Origin of the sequence: Streptomyces sp. NPDC058464, assembly GCF_042721035.1 — a bacterium.
Taxonomy (GTDB): domain Bacteria; phylum Actinomycetota; class Actinomycetes; order Streptomycetales; family Streptomycetaceae; genus Streptomyces.
The window spans coordinates 76,312-101,909 of the sequence record NZ_JBHXMA010000042.1; the positions used below are offsets into that span (position 1 = coordinate 76,312).

Genomic DNA, 25,598 nt, shown 5'->3' on the forward strand with positions numbered 1-25,598 from the left:
TCCCCGCCCTGCAGTTCGCGGCGCCAGCATACGGAACGGCCGGGCGCGGACGGCGCCCGGCGGCATCGGCGGCATCGGCGGCATCGGCGGCATCGGCGGCAGGGCGCGAACGGCGGCGAGGGGCGTCACCGGCGCGTCCGGGGCGGCGGGGTCAGTCCGTCCGGGGGCGTACCAGCCCCGACTCGTACGCGATCACCACGAGTTGGGCCCGGTCCCGGGCGCCGAGCTTGGCCATGGCCCGGTTCACGTGGGTCTTCACGGTCAGCGGGCTGACCTCCAGGCGTTCCGCGATCTCGTCGTTGGAGTGCCCGCCGGCGACCTGGACCAGGACCTCGCGCTCCCGTGAGGTGAGCGCGTCGAGCCGCTCGCCGCGGGCCGGGTCGCGGCCCTCGTCGCCGAGGTCGCCCTGGGCGAGGAAGCGGGCGATCAGGCCCTTGGTGGCCGTCGGGGAGAGCAGCGCCTCGCCGCCGGCGGCGATCCGGATGGCGCTCAGGAGTTCCTCGGGTTCGCTGCCCTTGCCGAGGAAGCCGGAGGCTCCCGCGCGCAGCGCCTGGACGACGTAGTCGTCGACCTCGAAGGTCGTCAGGATCACGACGCGGACATGCGCCAGGGCGGGGTCGGCGCTGATCAGCCGGGTGGCGGCCAGTCCGTCGGTGCCCGGCATCCGGATGTCCATCAGGACGACGTCGACCTCGCGCTCCTCGGTGAGCCGCACCGCCTCCGCGCCGTCGGAGGCCTCGCCGACCACCTCCATGTCGGGCTCGGAGTCGACGAGCACCCGGAACGCGCTGCGCAGCAGTGCCTGGTCGTCGGCGAGCAGGACACGGATCGTCATACGGAATCCCCCAGGGCGGCCGAACGGTCCTTCGCGCGACCGCTCGTACGGTCGCTCGTACGGTCGTTGGTGTCGGTCTTGACCGGCAGGATCGCATGGACGCGGAAGCCGCCGCCGTAGCGGGGGCCGGTGGTGAGGGTGCCGCGCAGGGCGGTGACGCGCTCGCGCATGCCCAGCAGGCCGTGGCCGCCGCCGGCCTCGGGGGCGGTGTCCTCGCCGGAGCCGTTGTCGAGGACGGTGACCTCGATGTGCGGTCCCACGCGTACGACGCTCACCTCGGCCTTGGCGTCGGGCCCGGCGTGCTTCTGCACGTTGGTCAGGGCCTCCTGGATGATCCGGTAGGCGGCCAGGTCGACGGCGGCGGGCGGGGTGGTGCCCTGGTCGGCGCGGGCGACCTCGACCTGGAGGCCGGCGTTGCGGAAGGTGTCGGCGAGCTCCTCCAGGAGGTGCAGGCCGGGGGCGGGCTCGGTCGGTGCCTCGGGGTCGCCGGACTGGCGGAGCAGGCCGACGGTGGCGCGCAGTTCGTTCAGCGCGGAGCGGCTGGCCTCGCGGACGTGGGCGAGGGCCTCCTTGGCCTGGTCGGGCCGCTTGTCCATGACGTGCGCGGCGACCCCGGCCTGCACGTTGACCAGGGCGATGTGGTGGGCGACGACGTCGTGCAGGTCGCGGGCGATCCGCAGCCGCTCCTCGGCGACCCGGCGGCGGGCCTCCTCCTCCCGGGTCCGCTCGGCGCGCTCGGCACGCTCGCGGATGGCCTGGACGACGGCCTTCCTGCTGCGCACGGCGTCCCCGGCGGTGGCGCCGATGCCGGTCCAGGCGAAGATCGCGAGGTTCTCCTGGGCGTACCACGGCAGGGGTCCCGCGACCATCGCGGCGGTGGTCAGCACGGTCATGGTGAGCAGGCCGGCCCATACGGTGGTGCGGCGGTCGGTGGTGACGGCGACGGTGAACAGGGCGATCACGGCCGCCATCGCGACGGGGGCGCGGGGGTCGCCGGTGACGCACTCCACGACGGAGGCGGCGCCGGTGACGGCCAGGACCGTCTTCGGGGCGTACCGGCGGAAGACCAGGGCCGCGGCGGCGAGCGTCATCAGGGCCAGGCTGAGCGGGGCCGGGGTGCGGATGCCCCAGGCGACGCCGTGCGTGCCGTGCGGGGCGGCGAAAGAGCTCACGACCATGCAGACGAGAGCGCCCGCGGCGATGACCGCGTCCACGGCGAGTGGATGGGCGCCGGCTCTGCAGCGGGCTCTTTCGAGGGTGCTCACCTTGTGAACAGTACGGCTGGTTCGTGCGGGCCGGAACTCTTGGTTCGGCCCGCTGCGGGCACCGCCCGGCTTCCCGCCCCCCACCCGACTCGGTCACCTGAAAGGTTCAGGTCCGGGCGCCGGGCGAGCCGGTGGGAGCAAGTCAGCCCGGAATCAGGCCGTCGTCCCGCAGCAGTGCCCTGACCTCCTCCAGGGTCGCGTCCGGGGACGGGAGGATCAGGTCGGAGGGTTCCAGGGCCTCGTCGGGGAGCGGGGCGCCCAGTTCCCGGACCTTGTCCAGGAGGGCGCCCAGGGTGCGGCGGAAGGCTGCCTCGTCGCCGGACTCGGTCTCCGCGAGGAGCTCGTCGTCCAGCTTGTTCAGTTCGGCGAGGTGGCTGTCGGCCAGCCTCACCTGGCCCTCCCCCATGATCCTCACGACCATGTCGGCCATGTCGCCCTCCAGGCGTCGGCTACTGCTTGTCGAAGCGCGGGGTGTCCTGCGGCTGCTGCGCCTGCTGGCCCTGGCCGGTGCCACCCTCGATCGCCTGCTGCGGCGAACCGCCGGCGAGCTCGGCCTTCATGCGCTGCAGTTCGAGCTCTACATCCGTACCACCGGAGAGGCGGTCCAGCTCGGCGGCGATGTCGTCCTTCGCGGTGCCGGTCGGGTCGTCGAGGGCGCCGGAGGCGAGCAGTTCGTCGATGGCGCCGGCGCGGGCCTGGAGCTGCTGCGTCTTGTCCTCGGCGCGCTGGATGGCGAGGCCGACGTCGCCCATCTCCTCGGAGATGCCGGTGAAGGCCTCGCCGATGCGGGTCTGCGCCTGGGCGGCGGTGTAGGTGGCCTTGATGGTCTCCTTCTTCGTACGGAAGGCGTCCACCTTGGCCTGCAGGCGCTGGGCCGCGAGGGTGAGCTTCTCCTCCTCGCCCTGGAGGGTGGCGTGCTGCGTCTCCAGGTCGGTCACCTGCTGCTGGAGGGCGGCGCGGCGGGAGAGCGCCTCGCGGGCGAGGTCCTCACGGCCGAGGGCGAGCGCCTTGCGGCCCTGGTCCTCCAGCTTGCCGGACTGCTGCTGGAGCTGGTTCAGCTGGAGTTCGAGCCGCTTGCGGCTGGTCGCCACGTCGGCGACGCCGCGGCGGACCTTCTGCAGCAGCTCGAGCTGCTTCTGGTACGAGTAGTCGAGGGTCTCGCGCGGGTCCTCGGCCCTGTCCAGGGCCTTGTTCGCCTTCGCGCGGAAGATCATCCCCATACGCTTCATGACACCGCTCATGGGCTTCGCGCGCCCCCTTCTGACGGACTCCAGCTCACCGATCCTGCGACAGGACCCACAGTACGGGCCCTGCCTCCATTACCGCACTGTTCGGGGACCGATGCGCTCATCCCCAAGGACGACTACGGACAGCTCCGCTCCCGCACAGGTAGGAGAGGGTCCCCCTGAGCGAAGCGCCTGCAACGTCCCCTCTGTCCCCCATGGAGACGACTGGCGTTGCGGGATCGTTCCCCGCCGGACTAGGGCCCACACCCTTCCACCCCGTACCCTTGGGTTTTGTGTTCCGTAGCCGTGCCAAGGATGAGAAGGCCCCCGCCGACAAGGCGGTCGTGACCGACTCCAAGCAGACCCGTGACCCGCAGGCCCCCAAGGGCAGGCCCACGCCCAAGCGCAGTGAGGCCCAGACCCAGCGGCGCAGCGTGGCCAACACGCCGACCACGCGCAAGGACGCCGCCAAGCGTCAGCGCGACGAGCGGCGCACCGCCATGGAGCGGCAGCGCCAGGCGCTGGCCACCGGCGACGAGCGGTACCTGCCGGCCCGTGACAAGGGCCCGGTCCGCAGATTCGCCCGTGACTGGATCGACTCGCGCTTCAACGTGGCGGAGTTCTTCCTGCCGCTGGCCGTGGTCATCCTGGTCATGAGTGTGGTCAACAACGCGGCGATCAAGAACATCGCGCTGCTGCTGTGGCTGGTCGTGATCGTGCTGATCGTGCTCGACGCGGCCGTCAGCGGGTTCCGGCTGCGCAAGCGCCTCGCCGAGCGGTTCCCGGACCAGAACCGCAAGGGCGCCGTCACCTACGGCCTGTTCCGCTCCCTCCAGATGCGCCGGCTCCGGCTGCCCAAGCCGCAGGTCAAGCGCGGAGAGCGGCCCTGAGCACAGAGCCGTTCTCCGGGGGCGCGGCGAAGGCCTGGCTGACCAGGCTGGGCGGGCTGCGTGATGTCGTACGACAGGAGCTGGTGGCCCGCCAGCTCGACGAGCAGATAGCCGGGCGGTTCGCGGTCGGGCAGCGGCTGCGGGTGCTGGACGTGGGCATGGGCCAGGGCACGCAGGCGCTGCGGCTGGCCCGGGCCGGTCATCAGGTGACCGGTGTCGAGCGGGAACCGGCGATGGTCGCGGCCGCGCGGGAGGCGCTGGCCGCCGAGCCGGTGGGCATCCGCGAGCGGGTGCGGATCGTCGAGGGGGACGGGCGGGACACGGGCGTCCACTTCCTGCCGGGCAGCTTCGACGTGGTCCTCTGCCACGGGGTGCTGATGTACGTCGAGGAACCGGACGCGCTGCTCGCCGGGCTGGCCCGGATGCTGGCCCCGGGCGGGCTGCTGTCGCTGCTGGTGCGCAACGCCGACGCGCTGGCCATGCGGCCGGGGCTGAGCGGCGACTGGGCGGGGGCCCTCGGTGCCTTCGACACCGTCTCCTACCGCAACCGGCTGGGCCTGGACGTCCGGGCCGACCGGCTGGCGACCCTCACCGGCGCCCTCGCCGGGATCGGCGCCCCGCTGCAGTCCTGGTACGGCGTACGGGTGTTCACGGACACGGCCGCGGACGACGCCGGGACTCCGGCCGACCTGGGGACGCTGCTCGCGGCGGAGGAGCAGGCCGGGCGGACGGATCCGTACCGGTCGGTCGCGGCGCTGCTGCACCTGTGCGGGGTGCGCGGCTGAGCTTCGCCCGGTGCCGCTCCTCGTTCGGGCCAGCAGCACGAGCCGGAGCGTCACCGCCACGGCGAGACTCGGTGCATGGACGCTTCCCCTGCCCGCCGGACCCGCCGTACGGCCGCCGTGCTCGGCTGCTGCTGCCTCGCCCTCGCCGCCGGGTGTTCCGCCTTCGGCAGCGACGCGGCCGGGGACACCTCGGCCGACCGGGCCGCCCGGGTGACGGGGGTCCCCATGGCGGCGACCGATCTGCAGGACCGCTACCAGAAGGTGATCAAGGACGTCCTGCCGTCGGTCGTGCAGATCCAGGCCAGCAGCGACCTGGGCTCCGGTGTCGTCTACGACGGCAACGGACACATCGTCACCAACGCGCACGTCGTGGGCAACGAGAAGAAGTTCAAGGTGACGACCGCCAACACGGAGGAACCGCTCACCGCGACGCTGGTGTACTCCTACCCCCAGCAGGACCTGGCGGTCATCCGGCTCGACAAGATCCCGGACGGGCTGAAGGCGGCCGCCTTCGGGGACACCGACAAGGTCCAGGTCGGGCAGATCACGCTGGCCATGGGATCGCCGCTCGGGCTGTCGTCCAGCGTGACCGAGGGGATCGTGTCGGCGACCGGGCGGACCGTCAGCGAGAACACCGAGGGCGGCGGTACGGGCGCCACCATCCCCAACATGGTGCAGACCTCGGCGGCCATCAACCCCGGCAACAGCGGGGGCGCGCTGGTCAACCTGGACGGCCAGGTCGTCGGCATCCCGACGCTCGCCGCGAGCGACCCCAACCTGGGCGGCAGCGCGGCACCGGGGATCGGGTTCGCCATCCCGGCGTCGATGGTGACGACGGTCGCCGACCAGATCATCAAGCAGGGCAAGGTCACCGACTCGGGGCGGGCCGCGCTCGGCATCACCGGGCGCACGGTGGTCGACGTGAACTACCAGCCGGCCGGGGTGGCCGTGGTGACCGTGAAGCCGGGCGACTCGGCCGACAAGGCGGGCATCCGGCCCGGGGACATCATCACCAGGGTGGGGGACGACGACATCACCACCATCACCTCACTGGCCGAGTCGCTCGCCGCGGACCGGCCCGGGCAGAAGACGACGGTGACGTACAGCCGGGACGGCATCGACCGGACGGTGGACGTGACGCTGGGCGAGCAGTGACGGCGGTCCGGGGTGACCGCATTGAGCCGCCCCGGACCGGCGCGTCTCAGGATTCGTCGGCGTGCAGGCTCATCGGGCCGTAGATCTCGGTGGTGTCCTCGTAGAGCCGCACCTGGTCGGCGCCGCCGGCCAGCAGCGCCTTCCACTGCTCGCCGATCCAGGACTCGGCGTCGCCCTGGGTGGTGAACTCCTCGGGTTCCACCGCGGGCTGGACCTCCGTCCCGTCGGCCTTCTCGAACCGCCACGTCCATGCCGTCATGTGGGCCTCCTTTGATCCAACTGGTGCATCGTATAAGGGCGCCGACAAAAACTCCGCTGGTTGTGGGCTTGTGTGCGGGCCCGGTGGGGGCTGAGCGCGCCCACGCGGCGGTGCCGCATATCGATACAGCCCCGCGCCCCTTCGGGCGCGCTGTGCGGGGCGCCGGCTGAAGCGAGAACCGTCAGAACGGGTGAGAATCGGTCCGTGGAAGTGACTCTGCTCGGTACCGGTGCTCCCGCGGGGCTGCCCAGCCCCGGATGTCCCTGTGCGGCCTGTTCGGGTGCCGTCGGGGAGGATGCGCGGGCGGCCACCGCGGTACTCGTCGACGGGACGCTGCTGCTCGATCTGACGCCGGGTGCGGCGTTCGCGGCGGCCCGGGCCGGGCGGTCCCTCGGGGGCGTGCGGCAGGTGCTGCTGTCACATCCCCATGACGGGCCCGCCGTCGAGGTGCCGGCCGCGCTGCCGCAGCCGGCGCGGGTGCCGGACGGGCGGGAGCTGGCGCTGCTGACGGGGCATCGGGTGCGGGCGGTGGCGATGGACGCGGGCGGCACCGGGTACGCGGTGACCGGCCCCGACGGGCAACAGCTGCTGTATCTCCCGCCGGGCGGGGCGCCGGCCGGTCTGGAGAACGGGACCGCGGACTCGTACGACCTGGTGCTCCTCGACGTCGTCGGCCGCCCGGACGCGCTGGCTCGGCTGCGGGCGGTCGGCTCGGTGGGGCCGACCACGGATGTCGTCGCCGTCCATCTCGGCCATGACGTGCCGCCCGGCGCGGAGTTGCGACGCCGGCTCGCGGCGGCCGGGGCGCGGGCGGTGCCGGACGGCACGACGCTGACGGTGGGGGTGTACGAGGACGTACCCGACGTGCCGCGGCGGACGCTGGTGCTGGGCGGGGCGCGGTCCGGGAAGTCCGTGGAGGCCGAACGGCGGCTGGAGGCCTTCCCCGACGTGCTGTACGTCGCCACGGGCGGTACCCGAGGCGGGGACACCGAGTGGACGGCGCGGGTGGCCCTCCACCGGGAGCGGCGGCCGGGGTCGTGGCGTACGACGGAGACGTGCGACCTGGTGCCGTTGCTGGCGGCGGACGGGCCGCCGTTGCTGATCGACTGTCTGTCGCTGTGGCTGACGGACGCGATGGACTCCGTCGGGGCGTGGGACGACACGGAGTGGGCGGCGGGCGGGGAGAAGGCGCTGCGGGAGCGGGTGCGGGAGCTGACGGAGGCGGTGCGGGCGACGCGGCGGACGGTGGTGGCCGTGTCGAACGAGGTGGGGTCGGGGATCGTGCCGGCGACGGCGTCGGGGCGGCGGTACCGGGATGAACTGGGCCGCCTGAACGCGGCGTTCGCGGGCGAGTGCGAGCAGGTGGTGCTGGTGGTGGCGGGGCAGGTGGTGGTGCTGAGGTAGTGGGGGGGCGGGGGGTCGGGGGGTGGGACGCTTACCGGCGCTGGCAGGGTGCCTCCCCCAGCCTTCGGCCGGGGGACCCCCAGCGCCCACCCGTGCCGCCCTGCGGCACGCCTGCCCGCAGCTACGTTTTTTTTGGGGGGCGCGGGGAACTGCGCGACCAGCCCCCACTCGCCCGCAGTCGGACCACAGCCGTCACCGCCCCTTTCTCGCGACGATCCGGTACGAGTTCGAGAAGGGTGTCCGGCGCAGCAGCGGAGCCAGCGCGCGGTCGGCGACGCTCGCCACGGCGGTCAGCGGCGCAGCCACCCGCAGCCACCGCTTCGGCAGGACCTGCCCCAGGACCAACCCGACCGCCGCCGAGATGTCGTACGGCAGGTGGGGCGATTTCCGGTCCGTTCCGACGATCTCGCAGCCCTGCGCCTCCAGCTCCGCCCGGAGGTTGTCCAGCGGCATGAGGTGCAGGTGGCGGGGCTGGCCGTAGGGGATCCACCACCTGCCGAGGAGCCTGGCGAAGGCGCTGCGCGGGTTCGGGACGTCGATGAGGACGTGGCCGCCGGGGCGCAGTGCGGTAAGGGCGGCGCGGAGTTCTGCGCGTGGGTCGGGGGTGTGTTCCAGGTGGTGGAACATGCTGACGACGTCGTAGCGGGCGCGCAGCCTGGCCTGGACCTCCGGGGCGGCCAGGTAGCCGCAGTGGGCCTCTTCGACGCGGCCCTCGGCCTGGGCCCGCGCCACCCGGAGGGTCGGGTCCAGGCCGTCGAAGGCGGTGTAGGTGAAGAACTCCTTCGCCGTGCGCGGGAAGTGGGCGTGGCCCGTGCCGACGTCCAGCCAGCTCTCCGGCTCCGGCAGCGCCAGCATCACGCGGGCCGCGGCGCGGTGCCGGCGGCGGCCGGCGCGGGTGGTGTGGAGGCGGTCGGTGTAGTCCTCCAGGCGGCCCTCGTAGAAGTCCCGGTGGTAGAGGGCGAGGCCCTCCGGGGACAGCCGGGGGTTCTGGAAGACGTGGGCGCAGTCCCGGCACTCGTCGACGGTGAACGTGCCGGGCCGGTGGTGCAGGAGGTCGGACGTGCGCAGGCGGGTGCGCAGGCGCCTGGAGCCGCACCAGGGGCAGTCCTGGCGGCACGGTTCGTGGAACCGGTCCGGCCCCGGGGCGAGTTCGGGCGTGGGCGGCGGCATGGGCGGCTCCCTGTACTCCCTGTGCTCCCTGAACGCAATCCACTGCAAACCGGAACGTATGGGATACCGATCTTGCGTGCCAAGACGCCGTGCGGGTGTGGTGGCGATCTGGCACCGAACCGTTCGTTCCGTGCCGGTACTGTTCGGCGAATGAGCTCGCTTAATCTCGACGACTTCACCGATCTGATCGAGCGCCCCGACGGCGGCGTGCGCCGTGACGCCGAGGCGCGCCGGGAGCGGCTGATCGTGCCGCCCGGGTCGCTGGGCCGCCTCGACGACCTGGGTGAGTGGCTGGCCGCCGCGCAGGGTTCGGTACCGGTACGACCGGTCGAACGCCCGCGGGTCCTGCTCTTCGCGGGTGACCACGGCGTCGCCGAACTCGGCGTCTCCGCACGGCCCGCGGGCAGCGCGGAGCTGCTGGTCCGGGCGATCCTGGAGGGCGGCAGCCCCGTGGCGGTGCTTGCCCGGCGGCTCGGGGTGCCGGTGCGGATCGTGGACATGGCGCTGGACTGCGACCCGGGGACGTTGCCCGAGGAGGTGGTACGGCACCGGGTGCGGCGGGGCAGCGGCCGTATCGACATCGAGGACGCGCTGACCCTGGAGGAGGCCGAGGAGGCCTTCCGGGCGGGCGTCGCGCTGGCCGACGAGGAGGCCGACTCGGGGACCGATCTGGTGGTGCTCGGTGACGTCAGCGTCGGCGGCACCACGGCGGCCTCGGTGCTGGTCGCGGCGCTGTGCGGGACGGACGCGTCCGTGGTGACCGGTCGGGGCGGGCTCGCCATCGACGACCTCGCGTGGATGCGGAAGTGTGCGGCGATCCGGGATGCGCTGCGGCGGGCGCGGCCGGTGCTCGGGGACCAGTTGCAGTTGCTGGCGACGGTCGGCGGCGCCGATCTCGCGGCGATGACCGGGTTCCTGCTGCAGGCTGCGGTGCGGAAGCTGCCGGTGGTGCTGGACGGGGTGGTGGTGGCCGCGTGTGCGCTGGTCGCCCAGCGGATCGCGTTCCGGGCGCCGGACTGGTGGCTGGCCGGGCACGACAGCGGGGAGCCGGGGCAGGCGAAGGCGCTGGACCGGATGGCCCTGGAGCCGCTGCTGGAGCAGGGCGTGACGGTGGGCGAGGGGGCGGGCGCGCTGCTGGCGCTGCCACTGGTCCAGGCCGCGGCGGCACTGGCAGCGGAGCTGCCGGAGAAGGCGGAGAAGGCGGAAGCCGAGGAGAAGGCGGAAGCCGAGGAGAAGCCGCAGGAGTAGCGGGCCGGGGGCAAGGCCGGGACGGCACCGCCGAGATGCGCCGTCCCGGTTGATCGCCGTTGCGGCGGACAGAAGAGACCGGCAGAAGCGCGAAGCCGCCGACCAGGAGAGCCCGACACACAGGAGAACCGGCGAGAAGGGGAGTCGGCGAGGGGGCGGTGACTGTTGCGCCCCGTCAGGGGCGCTGGGGGCACCCCCGGCCGAAGGCTGGGGGAGGAACTGCGCGAGCAACCACCGGGGCGCGGCACTCGGCGTGCGGCCGGCACCCGCGGCGGCGGCACCCGGCTGGCGACCGGCACCCGCGGCGGCGAGACCCGGCGGGTGACCGGTATCCGCGGTGGCGAGACCCGCGGTTCGCGCGTGCGCGTACCGGAAAAAGGGTGCGTGTGGCGGGGTTTGGGGCGAGGGCGCCCATATGATCGCTCTCCATGGGAGATGTCCGAATTGCCGTGGAGCGGAGCGAGGGACGTGGATCGGGGCGGCGGGGCGCCGGGGTTTCCGGGCGAGCCGCCGCCTTTGCCGTCTGGTACCTGCGGGCCGTCGCCTTCGTCAACTTCCTCAGCGCGGTCTGGCTTTCGCTGGGGCAGGACGTGCGGCGGCACAACCAGGAGAACTTCTTCACCCCGTACCTGCTGACGGCCGGCTTCGCCTCCGGCGTGTTCACCGCGTTCCTCGCGATCACGATGCGGCGCCGGAAGCGGGCCGCGTGGATTCTCAACCTCGTGCTGAGCGGGCTCTTCCTGGCGCTGTTCGCGTTCGCCATGGCCTTTCCGGAGATCCGGCGGTACGCGCAGAACTGGATCTCGATCGTGCTGACCGCCGCCTTCGTGGGAGCGCTGCTCGTCGGACGGCGGGAGTTCTACGCCAAGGGCGACCGGTCCAACCCCCGCCTCGCCGCCACCGTCGCCGTGGGCGGCGGGCTCGTCGCCTCGCTGCTCGCCGCCCTCCTGGTCACCGTCACCAACCAGGCCCCGCAGGCCGGGCGTTCGACGTTCCCGGAGCGCTGGCACTACGGCACCCTCCGCCTGGTGTCGGTCGCCGCCGACCCCACCCGGTTCCCGTACATCGCGCCGCCCAACTGGGTGAACGTCGTCGTCAACGTGCTCAGCACGCTGCTCGTCCTCGCCGTCTTCTACGCCGCCTTCCGTTCCCGCCGCGCCGTCGACCCGATCACCGAGGACGACGAGAAGCGGCTGCGGGTGCTGCTGGAGCGGCACGGCGAGCGGGACTCGCTCGGGTACTTCGCGCTCCGGCGGGAGAAGAGCGTGGTGTGGTCGCCGACCGGGAAGGCGGCGGTGGCCTATCGGGTGGTGGGCGGGGTGAGCCTGGCCTCCGGGGATCCGATCGGGGATCCGGAGGCGTGGCCCGGGGCCATCGTGCCGTGGCTCGCCGAGGCGCGGGCGCACGGGTGGATCCCCGCGGTGATGGGGGCCGGCGAAGAGGCCGGGACCGTGTACGGGCGGCACGGGCTTGACGCGCTGGAACTGGGTGACGAGGCGATCGTCGAGGTCGCCGAGTTCACGCTGGAGGGCCGGGCGATGCGGACCGTCCGGCAGGCGTACAACCGGGTCGGGCGGGCGGGGTACGCGGTGCGGATCCGCCGCCACGAGGACATCCCGGCGAACGAGATGTCGTACCTGATCCGGCGCGCCGACGACTGGCGGGACGGGGCCGCCGAGCGCGGGTTCAGCATGGCTCTGGGGCGGCTCGGGGACGCCCGGGACGGACAGTGCGTGATGCTGGAGTGCACGGACGGGGAGGGGGAACTGCGGGCCCTGCTCTCCTTCGTGCCGTGGGGGCCGGGCGGGCTCTCCCTCGATCTCATGCGGCGGGACCGGAACTCCGACAACGGGCTGATGGAGTTCATGGTCATCGAACTGCTGCGGCGCGCCGGAGAGATCCGGATCACGCAGGTTTCGCTCAACTTCGCGATGTTCCGTTCGGTCTTCGAACGTGGTGCGCGTCTCGGCGCCGGGCCGGTGCTGCGGCTGTGGAGATCCTTGTTGAGCTTCTTCTCCCGGTGGTGGCAGATCGAGTCCCTGTACCGGGCCAACGCCAAGTACCGGCCCATCTGGGAACCCCGGTTCCTGCTCTTCGAGAAGAGCGCGGACCTGCCGCGCATCGGCCTGGCGTCGGCGCGCGCGGAGGGGTTCCTGGGGGCGGTGTCGTCGGGGCTGCCGAAGTGGCTGCACCGGCGGCACCTGGACACCGAACGGGACGCGCACCGGGACACCCGACGAGACACGCACGGATGAGGACCACCGCATGAAGCCGCTCGCCCGCTGGGCCCGCGCCGAATGGGGGCTGTTGTACGCCACCGTGCGCGGCCCGCTGGCGAAGCGCCGGCTGGGGGCGGTGCCCATGACGGCCGGGGCGGTGTGCCTGACCGCGCTGCTGCAGTTCGCGCAGAACCAGTCGTGGGGTTACCGCTTCGTGCAGGACGCGGGGGCGGTGCGCGCCGCGGACCCGCTGTGGGCGGCCCTGCTGCGCACCCCGCTGTCGCTGTTCGTGCCGGCGCTGGACCTTCCGGTGTGGGGCGCGCTGGTGCAGGTCCTGGTGGTGTTCGGCATCGCCGAGGTGTGCCTGGGCTGGTGGCGGACCCTGGCTGTCGCGTACGTGGCGACCCTCGCCGGCACGCTGTACGCCCGGCTCGGCATCGCGCTGGGGCCGCACGCTCCGCCGGGTCTGCCGGCCTCCGACGCCCGGGTCGTGGACACCGGGCCGTCGGCCGCCGTCGTCGGGCTCGCGGTCTACCTGGGCTGGCGGTACGGCGCCTATGTCACCGCCGGTGCGGTGGCGGCCGCGATGGCGGTCGAGGTGGCGCTGAAGGACAACCTCGCCGGCAAGGAGCACCTGGCGGCCATCGCGGGCGCGGCGGTGCTGTGCGCGGTGGTGCCGGTGGGGATGCGGCTGTGGCACCGGCGGCGTCAGCGGCGGCCGGGGTCGGGACCGGGGCCGGGGCCGGGGTCGGGACCGGGGCCGGGGGCGGGACCGGGGCCGGGGGCGGGGCCGGGCAGCCGTAGCGGTTCGGGGCTGTCGGGTTTGCCGCCGATCCAGTCCTGAAGGGGCCGGGTGAGCCGGGACCAGCGGCGGTCGTGGTGGTAGGCGCGCAGTCCGGCCCTGGCCCTGGCGCGCGGCCGGTTGCCGTAGAAGCGGCGGGCCCAGGCCGAGCCGGGGCGGGCCAGCCGGGCCGCGCCGACGAGGCCGACCAGCGGGACGATCACCCCGAAGATCGCGATGCGGGCCTTGCCCTTGCTCAGGGCGACGAGGGAGAAGGCGAAGTTGGCCACGACGTTCGCGATGACGGCGCCCCGGTCCTGGAGTTCGTCCGCCGAGAGGTCGTTGACGCCGAACGGCGAGAACCCGGCGAGCAACAACCCCACCAGAGCGGCCGTGATGACGACGACCTCGACGCTCTTGCGGCCCTCCTCGGTCCAGTAGACGTCGCCCAGGTGCAGGATCAGCGCGAACTCGTCGAGGACCAGTCCGGCGCCGATCCCGAAGACGATCGCGGCGAGGGCCGCGCCGAGGCCGTTGCGGGAACTGGCGACCGCGCCGAAGCCGCCGATGACGACGAGGACGACCCCGGGGACCACGTGGTGGATGTGCAGCCCGCCCGCCCGCACGTTGCCGAACGGGCCCTTTCCGGCGCGGATCAGCCGGGTGATGACCCGTGTGATCACGAAGGTCAGGACGAAGGCGGTCAGGGCCAGCAACAGCGGGAGCTTGCCCGGCTCGACGATGTTCCGCTCCAGCCAATGTCCCATGTGCGCACTTTATCCCCGGCTCGGGGTCCGGCCGCCGGTCCGGCCGGGAGCCCGACCGGGGGCGCGGCCAGGAGCGCGGCCAGGAGCGCGGCCGGGGCGCGGCCCTTCCTGATCACCCGATAACCTGCGCCGATGGCTGCGACCTCTGCGACTCCCTGGCCGGACGGCCTCCGCTTCGCCTTCGGCACGCTCACCGTGTTCCCCGTGAAGGTCACCCGCTGGGACCGCGAGGCGGCCCGCGGCGGCATGCTGTCCGCTCCGCTGGCCGGCCTCGCGGTCGGGGTCTGCGCGGGGGCGGTCGGTGCGCTGCTGGTGGCGCTCGGCGCGAGCGCGCTGGTGGCCGCGGTCGCCGCCGTCGCCGTACCGGCCGTGCTCACCCGGGGGTTGCACCTGGACGGCCTCGCCGACACCGCCGACGGCCTGGGCAGCGGCAAGCCCGCCGAGGACGCCCTGCGGATCATGAAGCAGTCGGACATCGGGCCGTTCGGGGTGATCACGCTCGTCTTCGTCCTGCTCGGGCAGGTGGCCGCGCTGGCCCAGGCGTACGGCGACGGGTGGGCGCGGGGCGCCCTGGCGGCGGTCGTCGCGGCGACGGTGGCCCGGCTGGCGCTGACGCTGGCCGCGGTGGAGGGCGTGCCCGCCGCCCGGCCGGAGGGGCTGGGGGCGGCGGTGGCCGGCGTGGTGCCCAAGGTCGGGGCGACCGTGGTCACGTTCGCGGTGATGCTGCTGGCGGCGGGCGCCGGGGCGCTGGTCGGGCCGGGCGACAGCCTGCGGGCGCTGCTCGCGGTGGTGGTGGCCGAGGCCGCGACGGACGGGCTGCTGCGGCACTGCAGGCGGCGGTTCGGCGGGGTGACCGGGGACGTGTTCGGGGCACTTGCGGAGACGGCGGCCACTGCGGCGCTTGTGGTGTTTACATTCGGGGGCTGACGGATCGAGTTGTTCTGCGGGTGCGTGGGGGCTGATCGCGCAGTTCCTCCCCCGGCCTTCGGCCGGGGGTACCCCCGGCGCCCCTGAGGGGCGCGTTGCCCTCAAGCCTCCTCAACAGGTTCTCCGCCATACCCCCAGCTCGTACTTCTTCGCCAGCGAGCTCAGTCGGAGCTTGCGGGACTGGGCGCAGAACCTGCTCGTCGGCAGCTCGTACTCCACGTGGAAGACCGCCTTGTCCGCCTCGACGAACGGCTTCAGGTCGGCGCACTCGCCGTACTGGGCGCACTGCTCGTTCACCGCGAAGTCGAAGTCCCCCACCAGCTGCGGGATCTGGTCCAGGTCGTTCTTCAGACCGACCGACATGCCCCGGTCGTGCGCGAGCCGGGCGATGAGCCGGTTGTAGCGGAGCTGGTCGGCCGCCGTGAGGGGGAAGCCCGTGCGGTTCCGGTAGCCGTCCATGTTGTCGGGCTCCACCGCGTCGAAGCCCTTGTCCCGGCACATGTCGAAGCGGGCCGCCATCAACGGCTTCAGCACGTCCGTACGGCGGATGTCCAGCCAGCGCTCGCCCTCCCAGCCGTTGCCGCGGCCGAGCACCGACGCGGGGAACTTCTTCGCGTCGGGGCGCCAGTCCTCGTAGGCGCCGGTCGATATGTAGCAGATGACCTTGCGGCCCTTGCCGTGCAGCGTGGCGACCGTCGCCCGGGACTGGTCGAAGCCGTCGATGTCGTAGACGGACGCCTTGACGGAGGTGTCGACACGGCCGCTCAGCTGCCACTGCCAGCTGATGCCCGGTCTCGGCTGCCAGCGTCCGGCGTCGTCCGGGGCCCGGGTGCAGCCGGCGAGCAGGGCCAGGAGGGCGAGCAGAGGGACGGTGCGGAGGTTCACCGGGCGGGCTCCAGAGGGTGCGGCGAGGTACCCGACGGATGATCTCCCATCCCGGGCACGGCGCGGTGCACCGGGGCCCCGTGCGCGGGCGAGCGGCGGGAATCCGGCGGGAACCGTGCGAACGGACGCCTGCCGCGGGTCCGTTGTGGCCGCTCGCGCCCACGCGGCGGAGCCGCACACGGATACAGCCCCGCGCCCCTGAACGGGCGCGCCGCCTCCGGCGCGACGGAAAGTGGCTACGACGCCACCCGCAGGTGAACACCCGCAGGAATGAGCGAACGCATACACACGCGTAGGCTCGTCCCGGGTGTTCGCCGACGGGGGTGAAGGCCCCGGTCGCAACGCGCCCCGAGGGCACTCCTCGGGGTCGCCTCCCCGGGCCCGGTCGACCCACCCGCTCGGCCACTGCAACTCAACATCGGAAGCGAGATTCCACCACCGTGACTGCTCTCACTCTCAGCACCTCAGCGGCGCCCGGCCTCCGGGCCGACGCGATCGTGATCGGTGTCGCCAAGGGCGCCAAGGGCCCGGTCGTCGCCCCGGGCGCCGAAGCCGTGGACACGGCCTACGACGGCAGGCTCGCCGCCGTCCTGGAGACCCTCGGTGCCTCGGGTGCCGAGGGCGAACTGACGAAGCTGCCCGCCCCGGCCGGCTTCAAGGCCCCGCTCGTCATCGCGGTGGGCCTGGGCGGCGAGCCCGGCCGGGACGCGGACTACGAGGCCGAGGCGCTGCGCCGGGCGGCCGGTGTCGCCGCCCGCGCGCTGGCCGGGGCCAAGAAGGCGGCCTTCGCGCTGCCGGTCGAGGACGCGGCCGCCGTGGGCGCGATCGGCGAGGGTGTGCTGCTCGGCGCCTACTCCTTCAACACGTACAAGGACAACGGTGCCGGCACCGGCACCGGCACCGGCAAGAACGCGAAGGCGAAGAACGGCCGGGTGCCGCTCGCCGAGGGTGTGCTGCTCGGCGGCAAGCCGCGGGACGCGGCCCACAAGGCGGCCCTGGCCCGCGCCACGGCCGTCTCCGAGGAGCTCAACCGGGCCCGCGATCTGGTCAACACCCCGCCGAACGACCTCACGCCGGCCGCGTTCGCCGCGATCGCGCAGGGCGCGGCCAAGGAGCACGGCCTCAAGATCCAGGTGCTCGACGACAAGGCGCTCGCCAAGGACGGGTACGGCGGCATCCTCGGCGTCGGCGGCGGCTCGGCCGCGACCCCGCGGCTGGTGAAGCTGTCGTACACGCACGCCGACGCGGACAAGCACCTCGCCTTCGTCGGCAAGGGCATCACCTACGACTCGGGCGGCATCTCGCTCAAGCCGGCCGGCCACAACGAGACGATGAAGTGCGACATGAGCGGTGCGGCGGCGGTGTTCGCGGCCGTCGTCACGGCGGCGCGGCTCGGCCTTCCGGTCAACGTGACCGGGTGGCTGGCGCTGGCCGAGAACATGCCGTCCGGCACCGCCGTGCGCCCCGGTGACGTGCTGCGCATGTACAGCGGCAAGACCGTCGAGGTGCTCAACACGGACGCGGAGGGCCGGCTGGTGCTCGCCGACGCGCTGTGGGCGGCGTCGGCGGAGCAGCCGGACGCGATCGTGGACGTGGCGACGCTGACCGGCGCGATGATGCTGGCGCTGGGCAGCCGGACGTTCGGGATCATGGCCAACGACGACGCGTTCCGCTCCGCGGTGCACGAGGCCGCGGAGGAGGTGGGCGAGCCGGCGTGGCCGATGCCGCTGCCGGAGCACCTGCGCAAGGGGATGGACTCCCCGACGGCGGACATCGCCAACATGGGCGAGCGGATGGGTGGCGGCCTGGTCGCCGGGCTCTTCCTGCGCGAGTTCGTGGGCGAGGGGATCACCTGGGCGCACCTGGACATCGCGGGGCCGGCCTTCAACGAGGGGGGCGCCTTCGGCTACACGCCCAAGGGGGGCACGGGGTCGGCGGTGCGGACGCTGGTGCGGCTGGCGGAGCTGACCGCTGAGGGCGACCTGGGCTGACGTCGGTTTTCGTGGACGGGACCTCGCACGCGGGTAGGGCGAGGTCCCGTCGCCCATCGACTCGGTCCGGTCCGTCGCAGGGCAGCTGCGGACCGTGGGGGTTCTCGCGCAGTTCCTCCCCCCCAGCCTTCGGCCGGGGGTACCCCCAGCGCCCCTTCGGGCATGCTGCCGCCGACCAGCGTTGCAGGTGAGCGTCGGGGCTGCTCGCGCCCACGCGGCGGAGCCGTATATCGATACAGCCCCGCGCCCCTCAGGGGGCGCTGTCCCAGGGGCGTTATCAAGTGAGCGTGTGGTGTCTCACACCCCGGCCCCGCGTCTCGTTCACCTCCGACAAGTGCGAAGATGGGGCTCGGCAGGACAGGGCCCCACCCACAGGGCCGAAGAAGAGCGGCCGGACACCAGCCGCCTGCCGGTCACCGTTGACCGGCGTACGGCGCACATGCATGGAGGACGTGACGTGGCGAACGACGCCAGCACCGTTTTCGACCTAGTGATCCTCGGCGGTGGTAGCGGTGGTTACGCCGCGGCCCTGCGCGGGGCGCAGCTGGGCCTGGACGTCGCCCTGATCGAGAAGGACAAGGTCGGCGGTACCTGCCTGCACCGGGGTTGCATCCCCACCAAGGCCCTGCTGCACGCGGGCGAGATCGCCGACCAGGCCCGCGAGAGCGAGCAGTTCGGTGTCAAGGCCACCTTCGAGGGCATCGACGTCCCCGCCGTGCACAAGTACAAGGACGGCGTCATCGCCGGTCTGTACAAGGGCCTGCAGGGTCTGATCGCCTCGCGCAAGGTGACGTACATCGAGGGCACGGGGCGGCTGTCCTCCCCGACCTCCGTGGACGTGAACGGCCAGCGCATCCAGGGCCGCCACGTGCTCCTCGCGACCGGCTCCGTGCCGAAGTCGCTGCCGGGCCTGGAGATCGACGGCAACCGGATCATCTCCTCCGACCACGCCCTCGTCCTGGACCGCGTGCCCAAGTCCGCGATCATCCTGGGCGGCGGGGTCATCGGCGTCGAGTTCGCCTCCGCCTGGAAGTCCTTCGGTGCCGACGTCACCGTCATCGAGGGCCTCAAGCACCTCGTCCCGGTCGAGGACGAGAACTCCTCCAAGCTTCTTGAGCGCGCGTTCCGCAAGCGCGGCATCAAGTTCAACCTGGGCACCTTCTTCTCGAAGGCCGAGTACACCGCCGACGGCGTCAAGGTCACCCTCGCCGACGGCAAGGAGTTCGAGGCCGAGGTCCTGCTGGTCGCGGTGGGCCGCGGGCCCGTCTCCGCCGGTCTCGGCTACGAGGAGCAGGGTGTCGCCATGGACCGCGGCTACGTCCTGGTCGACGAGTACATGCGGACCAACGTCCCGACCATCTCCGCCGTCGGCGACCTGGTCCCGACCCTCCAGCTCGCGCACGTCGGCTTCGCCGAGGGCATCCTGGTGGCGGAGCGCCTGGCGGGTCTGAAGACCGTCCCGATCGACTACGACGGTGTCCCCCGGGTGACGTACTGCCACCCCGAGGTCGCCTCCGTGGGTATCACCGAGGCCAAGGCCAAGGAGATCTACGGCGCGGACAAGGTCGTCGCTCTCAAGTACAACCTGGCGGGCAACGGCAAGAGCAAGATCCTGAACACCGCGGGCGAGATCAAGCTCGTCCAGGTGAAGGACGGTGCCGTGGTCGGCGTCCACATGGTCGGCGACCGCATGGGCGAGCAGGTCGGCGAGGCCCAGCTGATCTACAACTGGGAGGCGCTGCCCGCCGAGGTCGCCCAGCTCATCCACGCCCACCCGACGCAGAACGAGGCGATGGGCGAGGCCCACCTGGCCCTGGCCGGCAAGCCCCTGCACTCGCACGACTGACCCTCGGTCGACGCAAGCGACGACTCAGACTTCCGCAATTCGTAAGGAGCAACCGAAACCATGGCGGTTTCCGTAACCCTTCCGGCGCTCGGCGAGAGCGTCACCGAGGGCACCGTCACCCGCTGGCTGAAGGCCGAGGGTGAACGCGTCGAGGCCGACGAGCCGCTGCTCGAGGTCTCGACCGACAAGGTCGACACCGAGATCCCGGCCCCCGCCTCGGGCATCCTGGCCTCGATCAAGGTCGCCGAGGACGAGACGGTCGAGGTCGGCGCCGAGCTGGCCATCATCGACGACGGCACCGGCGCCCCGGCCGCCGCTCCGGCCCCGGCCGCCGAGCCCGTCGCCGCTCCGGCTCCGGCCGCCCCGGCCCCCGCGCCGGTCGCCGAGGCCCCTGCGGCCCCCGCCCCGGCTCCCGTTGCCGCCGCCCCCGCCGCTCCGGCCGGTGGCGCGTCCGGCACGGACGTGGTCCTGCCCGCGCTCGGTGAGTCCGTCACCGAGGGCACCGTCACCCGCTGGCTGAAGTCGGTCGGCGACTCCGTCGAGGCCGACGAGCCGCTGCTCGAGGTCTCGACCGACAAGGTCGACACCGAGATCCCGGCGCCCACCTCGGGCGTGCTGCTGGAGATCACTGTCGGCGAGGACGAGACCGCCGAGGTCGGCGCCAAGCTCGCCGTCATCGGCGCCCCGGGTGCCGCTCCGGCGGCCGCCCCCGCCCCGGCTGCCCCGGCCCCGGCGCCCGTCGCCGCCCCGGCTCCGGCGCCCGCTGCTCCGGCCCCCGCGCCTGCTCCGGTCGCCCGGGCCCCCGCGCCGGTCGCCGCTGCTCCGGCTCCGGTCGCCCCGGCCCCGGCTCCGGCCCCCGCGCCGGTGGCCGCCGCCCCCGTCACCCCGGCTCCGTCCCCGGCCGCTCCGGTCGACGAGGGTGCCTACGTCACCCCGCTGGTCCGCAAGCTCGCCGCCGAGAACGGCGTCGACCTGGGCTCCGTCAAGGGCACCGGCGTCGGCGGCCGGATCCGCAAGCAGGACGTGCTCGCCGCCGCCGAGGCCGCGAAGGCCGCCGCCGCCGCTCCGGCCCCCGTGGCCGCCGCCGCTCCGGCTGCCGCCGCCGCGAAGAAGGCCCCGGCGCTGGAGGTCTCCCCCCTCCGTGGCCAGACCGTCAAGATGACCCGCATCCGCAAGGTCATCGGCGACAACATGGTCAAGGCGCTGCACGAGCAGGCCCAGCTGTCCTCGGTCGTCGAGGTCGACGTGACCCGCCTGATGCGCCTGCGCGCCCAGGCCAAGGACTCGTTCGCGGCCCGCGAGGGCGTCAAGCTCTCCCCGATGCCGTTCTTCGTCAAGGCCGCCGCCCAGGCGCTGAAGGCCCACCCGGTCATCAACTCCCGGATCAACGAGGCCGACGGCACCATCACCTACTTCGACACCGAGAACGTCGGTATCGCGGTGGACTCGGAGAAGGGCCTGATGACCCCGGTCATCAAGGGCGCCGGCGACCTCAACATCGCCGGTATCGCCAAGGCCACGGCCGACCTGGCCGGCAAGGTCCGCGCCAACAAGATCACCCCGGACGAGCTGTCCGGCGCGACCTTCACCATCTCCAACACCGGCTCGCGCGGCGCGCTGTTCGACACGATCATCGTGCCGCCGAACCAGGTCGCGATCCTCGGCATCGGTGCCACGGTCAAGCGTCCGGCCGTCATCGAGACGGAGGAGGGCACGGTCATCGGCGTCCGCGACATGACGTACCTGACCCTGTCCTACGACCACCGCCTGGTGGACGGCGCCGACGCGGCCCGTTACCTGACGGCCGTCAAGGCGATCCTGGAGGCGGGCGAGTTCGAGGTCGAGCTCGGTCTCTGATCCCCAGCGGGTTCCACGGTGCCCCGTCCGGATTTCTTCCGGGCGGGGCACCGTCGTCTCACCAGGCAGCGTGTAAGTCTCGTCTCACCTGCGCGAAAGCGCCCCCGCACGCCTCTCCCGAAAGGCGGTCCGGCCTTATTGTCTAAACGTCAAACGCCCTTAAGGAGCTCCCATGACCGCGCCCGTCGTCCACTCGCTGCGCGAACAGATCCGCGAGCACATCGTGGAGGGAATCGTCAGCGGGCGCTGGAAGCCGGGCGAGCGCATCGTGGAGCGTCGGATCGCGACGGAGCTGGAGGTCAGCCAGACGCCGGTCAGGGAGGCGCTGCGCGAGCTGGAGTCCCTCCGTCTCATCGAGTCGGCGCCGAACAAGGGCGTGCGGGTGCGGAACCTGACGGCGGCCGACCTGGAGGAGAGCTATCCGGTGCGGGCCGGCCTGGAGGCGATCGCTGCGGAGCTGGCGGCGGAGAAGCTGGCCGAGGACTGCTCGGCCCTCGAGCCGCACGTGACCGCCCTCTACGACGCCGACCGGAACGCCGACGGCACGGCCCAGGTCCGGCACACGGTCGGCTTCCACCGCGAGCTGGTCCGGGCGGCCGGGAACTCGGTGCTGCTGCACACCTGGGAGGGCCTGGGCATCGAGGTCTTCACAGCGCTGTCGATCCGCTGGCTGGGCACGGTCCAGCAGTCGTACGCGGAGGAGCACGAGGAACTGGTGGCGGCCTTCAAGCGCCGCGACCCCCGCATCGCGGACATCGTGAAGTCCCACGTCCTGGGCTGCGCCCCGAGGCCGTGAGCCTTCGGGGTGCCGGTGGGCCCGGCACCGCCGAAGACCGCCGCCGCGGCGGAATGGAAGGGCGAGCCGAACAGCGCCCCATAGGGGCGCTGGGGGTACCCCCGGCCGAAGGCTGGGGGAGGAACTGCGCGACCAGCCACGACGGCGCCGCACCCAACCGACCACCACCCCCAATGGCGGGCGGCAACGCCCGGCTCGGCACCGCCGAAAAGCGCCGTCGCGGCTGATCGCCGTCGCGGCGGAGAAAACCTGGCGGGAAGCCCCTCCCACACAAGAGCGCTCCCCCGCTCAAACACCGCCTCACCTGCATAAACGTCAGCTGGATCACGTCACCCGGTGCCATCGCCGAAGGCACCCCGTGCCGACTTTCTCGGAATCGAGAGGTTTTGCCCTTCACCCCTTTGATCGATCATCGATCAGGGAGTTAGAGTCACCGACGGGCTCGCACCCGGGCCCTCTGCCCTGTCCTGCCAAAGACCAAGGGCAACCCCGAACCCCTTACCGATGAGGGAACCCCCTTCGACTGAGGAAGGCGGCGACATGACCGACCCCCAGGCCATCCAGCCGAGCGCGCTCGACCAGCTCCCGGACCGGGACCCGGAGGAGACCGCCGAATGGCAGGCCTCCCTGGACGCCGTGGCCAGGGAGGCCGGGCCGCACCGCGCCGCATACCTGATGCGCCGCACGCTGGAGCGCGCCGAGGCGGACGGCGTCGCGCTGCCGAAGCTGCTGGAGACGGACTACCTCAACACCATCCCCACCGCCGCCGAGCCGGCCGCCCCCGGCGACGAGGAGATGGAGCGGAAGATCACCGCGTGGAACCGCTGGAACGCGGCCGCGATGGTGACCCGGGGCAGCAAGTACGGCGTCGGCGGCCACATCGCCACCTTCGCCTCCGCCGCCTGGCTCTACGAGACCGGCTTCAACCACTTCTTCAAGGGCAAGGAGGGCGACGGGAGCGGCGACCAGCTCTACATCCAGGGCCACGCCTCCCCCGGCATCTACGCCCGCGCCTTCCTCGACGGCCGCCTGACCGAGGCGCACCTCGACCACTTCCGCCAGGAGGCCGGCGGCAACGGCCTCCCGTCGTACCCGCACCCGCGCCGCCTCCCCTGGCTGTGGGAGTTCCCGACGGTGAGCATGGGCCTCGGCCCGCTCTCGGCCATCTACCAGGCCCGCTTCAACCGGTACCTCACCAACCGCGCCATCAAGGACGTCTCCGCGTCCCACGTCTGGGCCTTCCTCGGCGACGGCGAGATGGACGAGCCGGAGTCGACCGCGGCCCTCGCGCTCGCCGCCCGTGAGGAGCTGGACAACCTCACCTTCGTCATCAACTGCAACCTGCAGCGCCTCGACGGCCCGGTGCGCGCCAACTTCAAGATCGTGCAGGAGCTGGAGGCCCAGTTCCGCGGCGCCGGCTGGAACGTCGTCAAGACGCTGTGGGGCACGGCGTGGGACGAGCTGTTCGCGCTCGACACGACCGGGGCGCTGGTACGCCGGCTGCGCCAGGTACCGGACGCGCAGGTGCAGACGTACCAGACCCGCGACGCCGCCTACATCCGCCAGGACTTCTTCGGCGCCGACCCGGCGCTCGCCGAGATGGCGAAGCTGCTGAGCGACGACAAGATCCTGGAGTGCTTCCACCTCTCCCGCGGTGGTCACGAGGCCCGCAAGGTGTACGCCGCGTACAAGGCGGCCGTCGAGCACAAGGGCGCGCCGACCGTCATCCTCGCCCAGACCGTCAAGGGCCACACCCTCGGCGACGGCTTCGCGTCGAAGAACGCCAACCACCAGATGAAGAAGCTGTCGGTGGACGAGTTCAAGACGATGCGGGAGCTGCTGGAGCTGCCGATCCCGGACAGCGCCTTCGCCGACGGTGTGGTGCCCTACGGCCACCCCGGCGCCGACTCCCCCGAGGTCCGTTACCTCCAGGAGCGCCGCGCGGCCCTCGGCGGCCCGGCCCCGGCCCGCCGCACGCACGCCCTGGCCCCGCTGCCCGCCCCCGCCGACAAGGCCTTCGCCTCCTTCGACAAGGGCTCGGGCACCCAGAACGTGGCCACCACCATGGCCTTCGTCCGCCTCGTCAAGGACCTGGTCCGGGACAAGGAGACCGGGAAGCGCTGGGTGCCGATCGTCCCCGACGAGGCGCGCACCTTCGGCATGGAGAGCCTGTTCCCGTCGCTGGGCATCTACTCGCCCAAGGGGCAGACGTACGAGCCGGTCGACCGCGACCAGCTGATGTACTACAAGGAGGCCAAGAACGGCCAGATCCTCAACGAGGGGATCACCGAGGCCGGTTCGATGGCCGACTTCATCGCCGCGTCCACCGCGTACGCGACGCACGGCGAGGCGATGATCCCGTTCTACATCTTCTACTCGATGTTCGGCTGGCAGCGGACCGCCGACCAGATGTGGCAGCTCGGCGACCAGCTCGGCCGCGGCTTCCTCGTCGGCGCGACGGCCGGCCGTACCACCCTGACCGGCGAGGGCCTCCAGCACGCCGACGGCCACTCCCCGGTGATCGCCGCGACCAACCCGGCCGCGCTGACGTACGACCCCGCCTTCGCCTACGAGATCGCGGCCGTCGTCAAGGACGGTCTGCGCCGTATGTACGGCGAGCCGGCGCCGGGCGAGGACCCGAACGTCTTCTACTACCTGACCGTCTACAACGAGCCGCTCCCGCAGCCCGCCAAGCCGGCCGGGCTCGGCATCGACGAGGGCATCGTCAAGGGCCTCTACCGCTTCAACACGGCGGAGTCGGCCGGGCTGACCGCGCCGGCGAACGCCCCGCGCATCCAACTGCTCGGCTCCGGTACGGCGATCCACTGGGCGCTCAAGGCACAGCGGCTGCTCGCCGAGGAGTGGGGCGTGGCCGCCGACGTCTGGTCCGCGACCTCCTGGTCGGAGCTGCGCCGGGACGCCATGGAGGCGGACGCGGCCCTGCTGCGCGGCGAGGAGCGGGTGCCGTACGTCCGCCAGGTCCTGCACGGCGCCGAGGGCCCGGTCCTGGCCGTGTCCGACTACATGCGCCAGGTCCCCGACCAGATCGCGCAGTGGGTCGAGCAGGACTGGTCCTCGCTGGGCGCGGACGGCTTCGGCCTCTCCGACACCCGTGACGCGGCCCGCCGCCACTTCGGCGTCGACGCCGAGTCGGTCGTCGTGGCGGCCCTGGCCCAGCTGGCCAGGCGCGGCGAGGTCAAGGCGACCGCGGTGAAGGAAGCACGGGAGCGCTACGGGCTCTGAGCGACCCGGGGTGACCGCCGACGGCGCGGTCCGGCAGCCAGTGCCGGAC

20 protein-coding genes and 1 pseudogene are annotated in these 25,598 nt (G+C 72.7%); 13 read left to right on the forward strand and 8 right to left on the reverse strand.

Annotation, left to right across the window (positions count from 1 at the left end; translation table 11 throughout):
• Nucleotides 1-151: 151 nt before the first annotated feature.
• From ACFWPQ_RS40600 to ACFWPQ_RS40615, 4 genes are all read right to left on the reverse strand, one after another.
• Entirely contained in the window at nt 152-835 is a 684-nt protein-coding gene (locus ACFWPQ_RS40600; RefSeq protein WP_384046674.1) for a response regulator, read from the reverse strand.
• Nucleotides 832-2,100, reverse strand: a complete 1,269-nt coding sequence (locus ACFWPQ_RS40605; protein WP_384046677.1) for a sensor histidine kinase — start codon at nt 2,098-2,100, stop codon at nt 832-834. Before ACFWPQ_RS40605 ends, ACFWPQ_RS40600 begins: the two co-directional genes overlap by 4 nt.
• A 142-nt stretch (nt 2,101-2,242) precedes the next feature.
• Complete coding sequence (locus ACFWPQ_RS40610) at nt 2,243-2,521, reverse strand: hypothetical protein (protein ID WP_384046734.1); 279 nt, start codon at nt 2,519-2,521, stop codon at nt 2,243-2,245.
• Nucleotides 2,522-2,549: 28 nt separating this feature from the next.
• Nucleotides 2,550-3,341 (reverse strand): PspA/IM30 family protein, encoded by a 792-nt coding sequence (locus tag ACFWPQ_RS40615; RefSeq protein ID WP_361283413.1) that lies wholly within the window; start codon nt 3,339-3,341, stop codon nt 2,550-2,552.
• Between the two features lie 200 nt (nt 3,342-3,541).
• Between ACFWPQ_RS40615 and ACFWPQ_RS40620 the strand changes: the two genes are divergently transcribed.
• The 3 genes from ACFWPQ_RS40620 (at nt 3,542) to ACFWPQ_RS40630 (ending at nt 6,156) form a co-directional block, all read left to right on the forward strand.
• On the forward strand, nt 3,542-4,216 hold the full coding sequence (locus ACFWPQ_RS40620; protein ID WP_384046680.1) for a DUF3043 domain-containing protein: 675 nt from the start codon (nt 3,542-3,544) through the stop codon (nt 4,214-4,216).
• An 83-nt stretch (nt 4,217-4,299) separates the two neighbouring features.
• A complete protein-coding gene (locus ACFWPQ_RS40625; protein ID WP_384046683.1) occupies nt 4,300-5,001 on the forward strand; it encodes a class I SAM-dependent methyltransferase in 702 nt (233 codons plus the stop codon).
• 75 nt (nt 5,002-5,076) lie between these two features.
• Complete coding sequence (locus tag ACFWPQ_RS40630) at nt 5,077-6,156, forward strand: S1C family serine protease (protein ID WP_384046686.1); 1,080 nt, start codon at nt 5,077-5,079, stop codon at nt 6,154-6,156.
• 46 nt (nt 6,157-6,202) lie between these two features.
• Here the strand turns inward: ACFWPQ_RS40630 and ACFWPQ_RS40635 are convergent, their stop codons facing one another.
• Nucleotides 6,203-6,415 carry a hypothetical protein gene (locus tag ACFWPQ_RS40635; RefSeq protein ID WP_384046689.1) on the reverse strand — a complete coding sequence of 71 codons (213 nt, stop codon included), beginning with the start codon at nt 6,413-6,415 and terminating at the stop codon, nt 6,203-6,205.
• Nucleotides 6,416-6,619: 204 nt separating this feature from the next.
• Here ACFWPQ_RS40635 and ACFWPQ_RS40640 point away from each other — a divergent pair, with 204 nt between their 5' ends.
• Nucleotides 6,620-7,819 carry a bifunctional adenosylcobinamide kinase/adenosylcobinamide-phosphate guanylyltransferase gene (locus tag ACFWPQ_RS40640; RefSeq protein ID WP_384046692.1) on the forward strand — a complete coding sequence of 400 codons (1,200 nt, stop codon included), beginning with the start codon at nt 6,620-6,622 and terminating at the stop codon, nt 7,817-7,819.
• A 192-nt stretch (nt 7,820-8,011) separates the two neighbouring features.
• Here ACFWPQ_RS40640 and ACFWPQ_RS40645 read toward each other — a convergent pair whose 3' ends face one another.
• Entirely contained in the window at nt 8,012-8,989 is a 978-nt protein-coding gene (locus ACFWPQ_RS40645; protein ID WP_384046695.1) for a class I SAM-dependent methyltransferase, read from the reverse strand.
• A 150-nt stretch (nt 8,990-9,139) separates the two neighbouring features.
• Between ACFWPQ_RS40645 and cobT the strand changes: the two genes are divergently transcribed.
• The 3 genes and pseudogenes from cobT to ACFWPQ_RS40660 all read left to right on the forward strand — a co-directional run.
• On the forward strand, nt 9,140-10,237 hold the full coding sequence (cobT, locus tag ACFWPQ_RS40650; protein WP_384046698.1) for a nicotinate-nucleotide--dimethylbenzimidazole phosphoribosyltransferase: 1,098 nt from the start codon (nt 9,140-9,142) through the stop codon (nt 10,235-10,237).
• A 428-nt stretch (nt 10,238-10,665) separates the two neighbouring features.
• Nucleotides 10,666-12,492, forward strand: a complete 1,827-nt coding sequence (locus ACFWPQ_RS40655; protein WP_384046701.1) for a phosphatidylglycerol lysyltransferase domain-containing protein — start codon at nt 10,666-10,668, stop codon at nt 12,490-12,492.
• Between the two features lie 10 nt (nt 12,493-12,502).
• A pseudogene (locus ACFWPQ_RS40660) lies at nt 12,503-13,198 on the forward strand (hypothetical protein); the annotation flags it as partial.
• On the opposite strand, the gene ACFWPQ_RS40665 reads toward ACFWPQ_RS40660, so the two are convergent.
• On the reverse strand, nt 13,165-14,004 hold the full coding sequence (locus tag ACFWPQ_RS40665; protein ID WP_384046704.1) for a hypothetical protein: 840 nt from the start codon (nt 14,002-14,004) through the stop codon (nt 13,165-13,167). The pseudogene ACFWPQ_RS40660 and the gene ACFWPQ_RS40665 sit on opposite strands and share 34 nt — an antisense overlap.
• A gap of 132 nt (nt 14,005-14,136) precedes the next feature.
• Between ACFWPQ_RS40665 and ACFWPQ_RS40670 the strand changes: the two genes are divergently transcribed.
• A complete protein-coding gene (locus ACFWPQ_RS40670; RefSeq protein WP_384046707.1) occupies nt 14,137-14,931 on the forward strand; it encodes an adenosylcobinamide-GDP ribazoletransferase in 795 nt (264 codons plus the stop codon).
• A gap of 111 nt (nt 14,932-15,042) precedes the next feature.
• Here the strand turns inward: ACFWPQ_RS40670 and ACFWPQ_RS40675 are convergent, their stop codons facing one another.
• Nucleotides 15,043-15,816 carry an endo alpha-1,4 polygalactosaminidase gene (locus tag ACFWPQ_RS40675; RefSeq protein ID WP_384046711.1) on the reverse strand — a complete coding sequence of 258 codons (774 nt, stop codon included), beginning with the start codon at nt 15,814-15,816 and terminating at the stop codon, nt 15,043-15,045.
• Between the two features lie 440 nt (nt 15,817-16,256).
• Between ACFWPQ_RS40675 and ACFWPQ_RS40680 the strand changes: the two genes are divergently transcribed.
• The 5 genes from ACFWPQ_RS40680 (at nt 16,257) to aceE (ending at nt 25,549) form a co-directional block, all read left to right on the forward strand.
• On the forward strand, nt 16,257-17,807 hold the full coding sequence (locus ACFWPQ_RS40680) for a leucyl aminopeptidase (RefSeq protein ID WP_384046714.1): 1,551 nt from the start codon (nt 16,257-16,259) through the stop codon (nt 17,805-17,807).
• Nucleotides 17,808-18,264: 457 nt separating this feature from the next.
• Nucleotides 18,265-19,653, forward strand: a complete 1,389-nt coding sequence (gene lpdA / locus ACFWPQ_RS40685) for a dihydrolipoyl dehydrogenase (protein ID WP_350790338.1) — start codon at nt 18,265-18,267, stop codon at nt 19,651-19,653.
• Between the two features lie 60 nt (nt 19,654-19,713).
• Entirely contained in the window at nt 19,714-21,510 is a 1,797-nt protein-coding gene (sucB, locus tag ACFWPQ_RS40690; RefSeq protein WP_384046717.1) for a 2-oxoglutarate dehydrogenase, E2 component, dihydrolipoamide succinyltransferase, read from the forward strand.
• A gap of 172 nt (nt 21,511-21,682) precedes the next feature.
• Complete coding sequence (locus tag ACFWPQ_RS40695) at nt 21,683-22,306, forward strand: GntR family transcriptional regulator (RefSeq protein WP_384046719.1); 624 nt, start codon at nt 21,683-21,685, stop codon at nt 22,304-22,306.
• 540 nt (nt 22,307-22,846) lie between these two features.
• The gene (gene aceE / locus ACFWPQ_RS40700) at nt 22,847-25,549 is read left to right on the forward strand and encodes a pyruvate dehydrogenase (acetyl-transferring), homodimeric type (protein ID WP_384046722.1); all 2,703 of its coding nucleotides are present in this window, start codon (nt 22,847-22,849) and stop codon (nt 25,547-25,549) included.
• Nucleotides 25,550-25,598 lie beyond the last annotated feature (49 nt).

Excerpts from the sequence above, each read along its gene's own strand:
- ACFWPQ_RS40600 (WP_384046674.1), bottom strand. The coding sequence starts at position 835 with ATGACGATCCGTGTCCTGCTCGCCGACGACCAGGCACTGCTGCGCAGC.
- ACFWPQ_RS40610 (WP_384046734.1), bottom strand. The coding sequence starts at position 2,521 with ATGGTCGTGAGGATCATGGGGGAGGGCCAGGTGAGGCTGGCCGACAGC.
- ACFWPQ_RS40615 (WP_361283413.1), bottom strand. The coding sequence starts at position 3,341 with ATGAGCGGTGTCATGAAGCGTATGGGGATGATCTTCCGCGCGAAGGCG.
- ACFWPQ_RS40620 (WP_384046680.1), top strand. The coding sequence starts at position 3,542 with ATGGAGACGACTGGCGTTGCGGGATCGTTCCCCGCCGGACTAGGGCCC.
- ACFWPQ_RS40630 (WP_384046686.1), top strand. The coding sequence starts at position 5,077 with ATGGACGCTTCCCCTGCCCGCCGGACCCGCCGTACGGCCGCCGTGCTC.
- ACFWPQ_RS40635 (WP_384046689.1), bottom strand. The coding sequence starts at position 6,415 with ATGACGGCATGGACGTGGCGGTTCGAGAAGGCCGACGGGACGGAGGTC.
- ACFWPQ_RS40645 (WP_384046695.1), bottom strand. The coding sequence starts at position 8,989 with ATGCCGCCGCCCACGCCCGAACTCGCCCCGGGGCCGGACCGGTTCCAC.
- cobT (WP_384046698.1), top strand. The coding sequence starts at position 9,140 with ATGAGCTCGCTTAATCTCGACGACTTCACCGATCTGATCGAGCGCCCC.
- ACFWPQ_RS40655 (WP_384046701.1), top strand. The coding sequence starts at position 10,666 with ATGGGAGATGTCCGAATTGCCGTGGAGCGGAGCGAGGGACGTGGATCG.
- ACFWPQ_RS40665 (WP_384046704.1), bottom strand. The coding sequence starts at position 14,004 with ATGGGACATTGGCTGGAGCGGAACATCGTCGAGCCGGGCAAGCTCCCG.
- ACFWPQ_RS40670 (WP_384046707.1), top strand. The coding sequence starts at position 14,137 with ATGGCTGCGACCTCTGCGACTCCCTGGCCGGACGGCCTCCGCTTCGCC.
- sucB (WP_384046717.1), top strand. The coding sequence starts at position 19,714 with ATGGCGGTTTCCGTAACCCTTCCGGCGCTCGGCGAGAGCGTCACCGAG.
- ACFWPQ_RS40695 (WP_384046719.1), top strand. The coding sequence starts at position 21,683 with ATGACCGCGCCCGTCGTCCACTCGCTGCGCGAACAGATCCGCGAGCAC.
- aceE (WP_384046722.1), top strand. The coding sequence starts at position 22,847 with ATGACCGACCCCCAGGCCATCCAGCCGAGCGCGCTCGACCAGCTCCCG.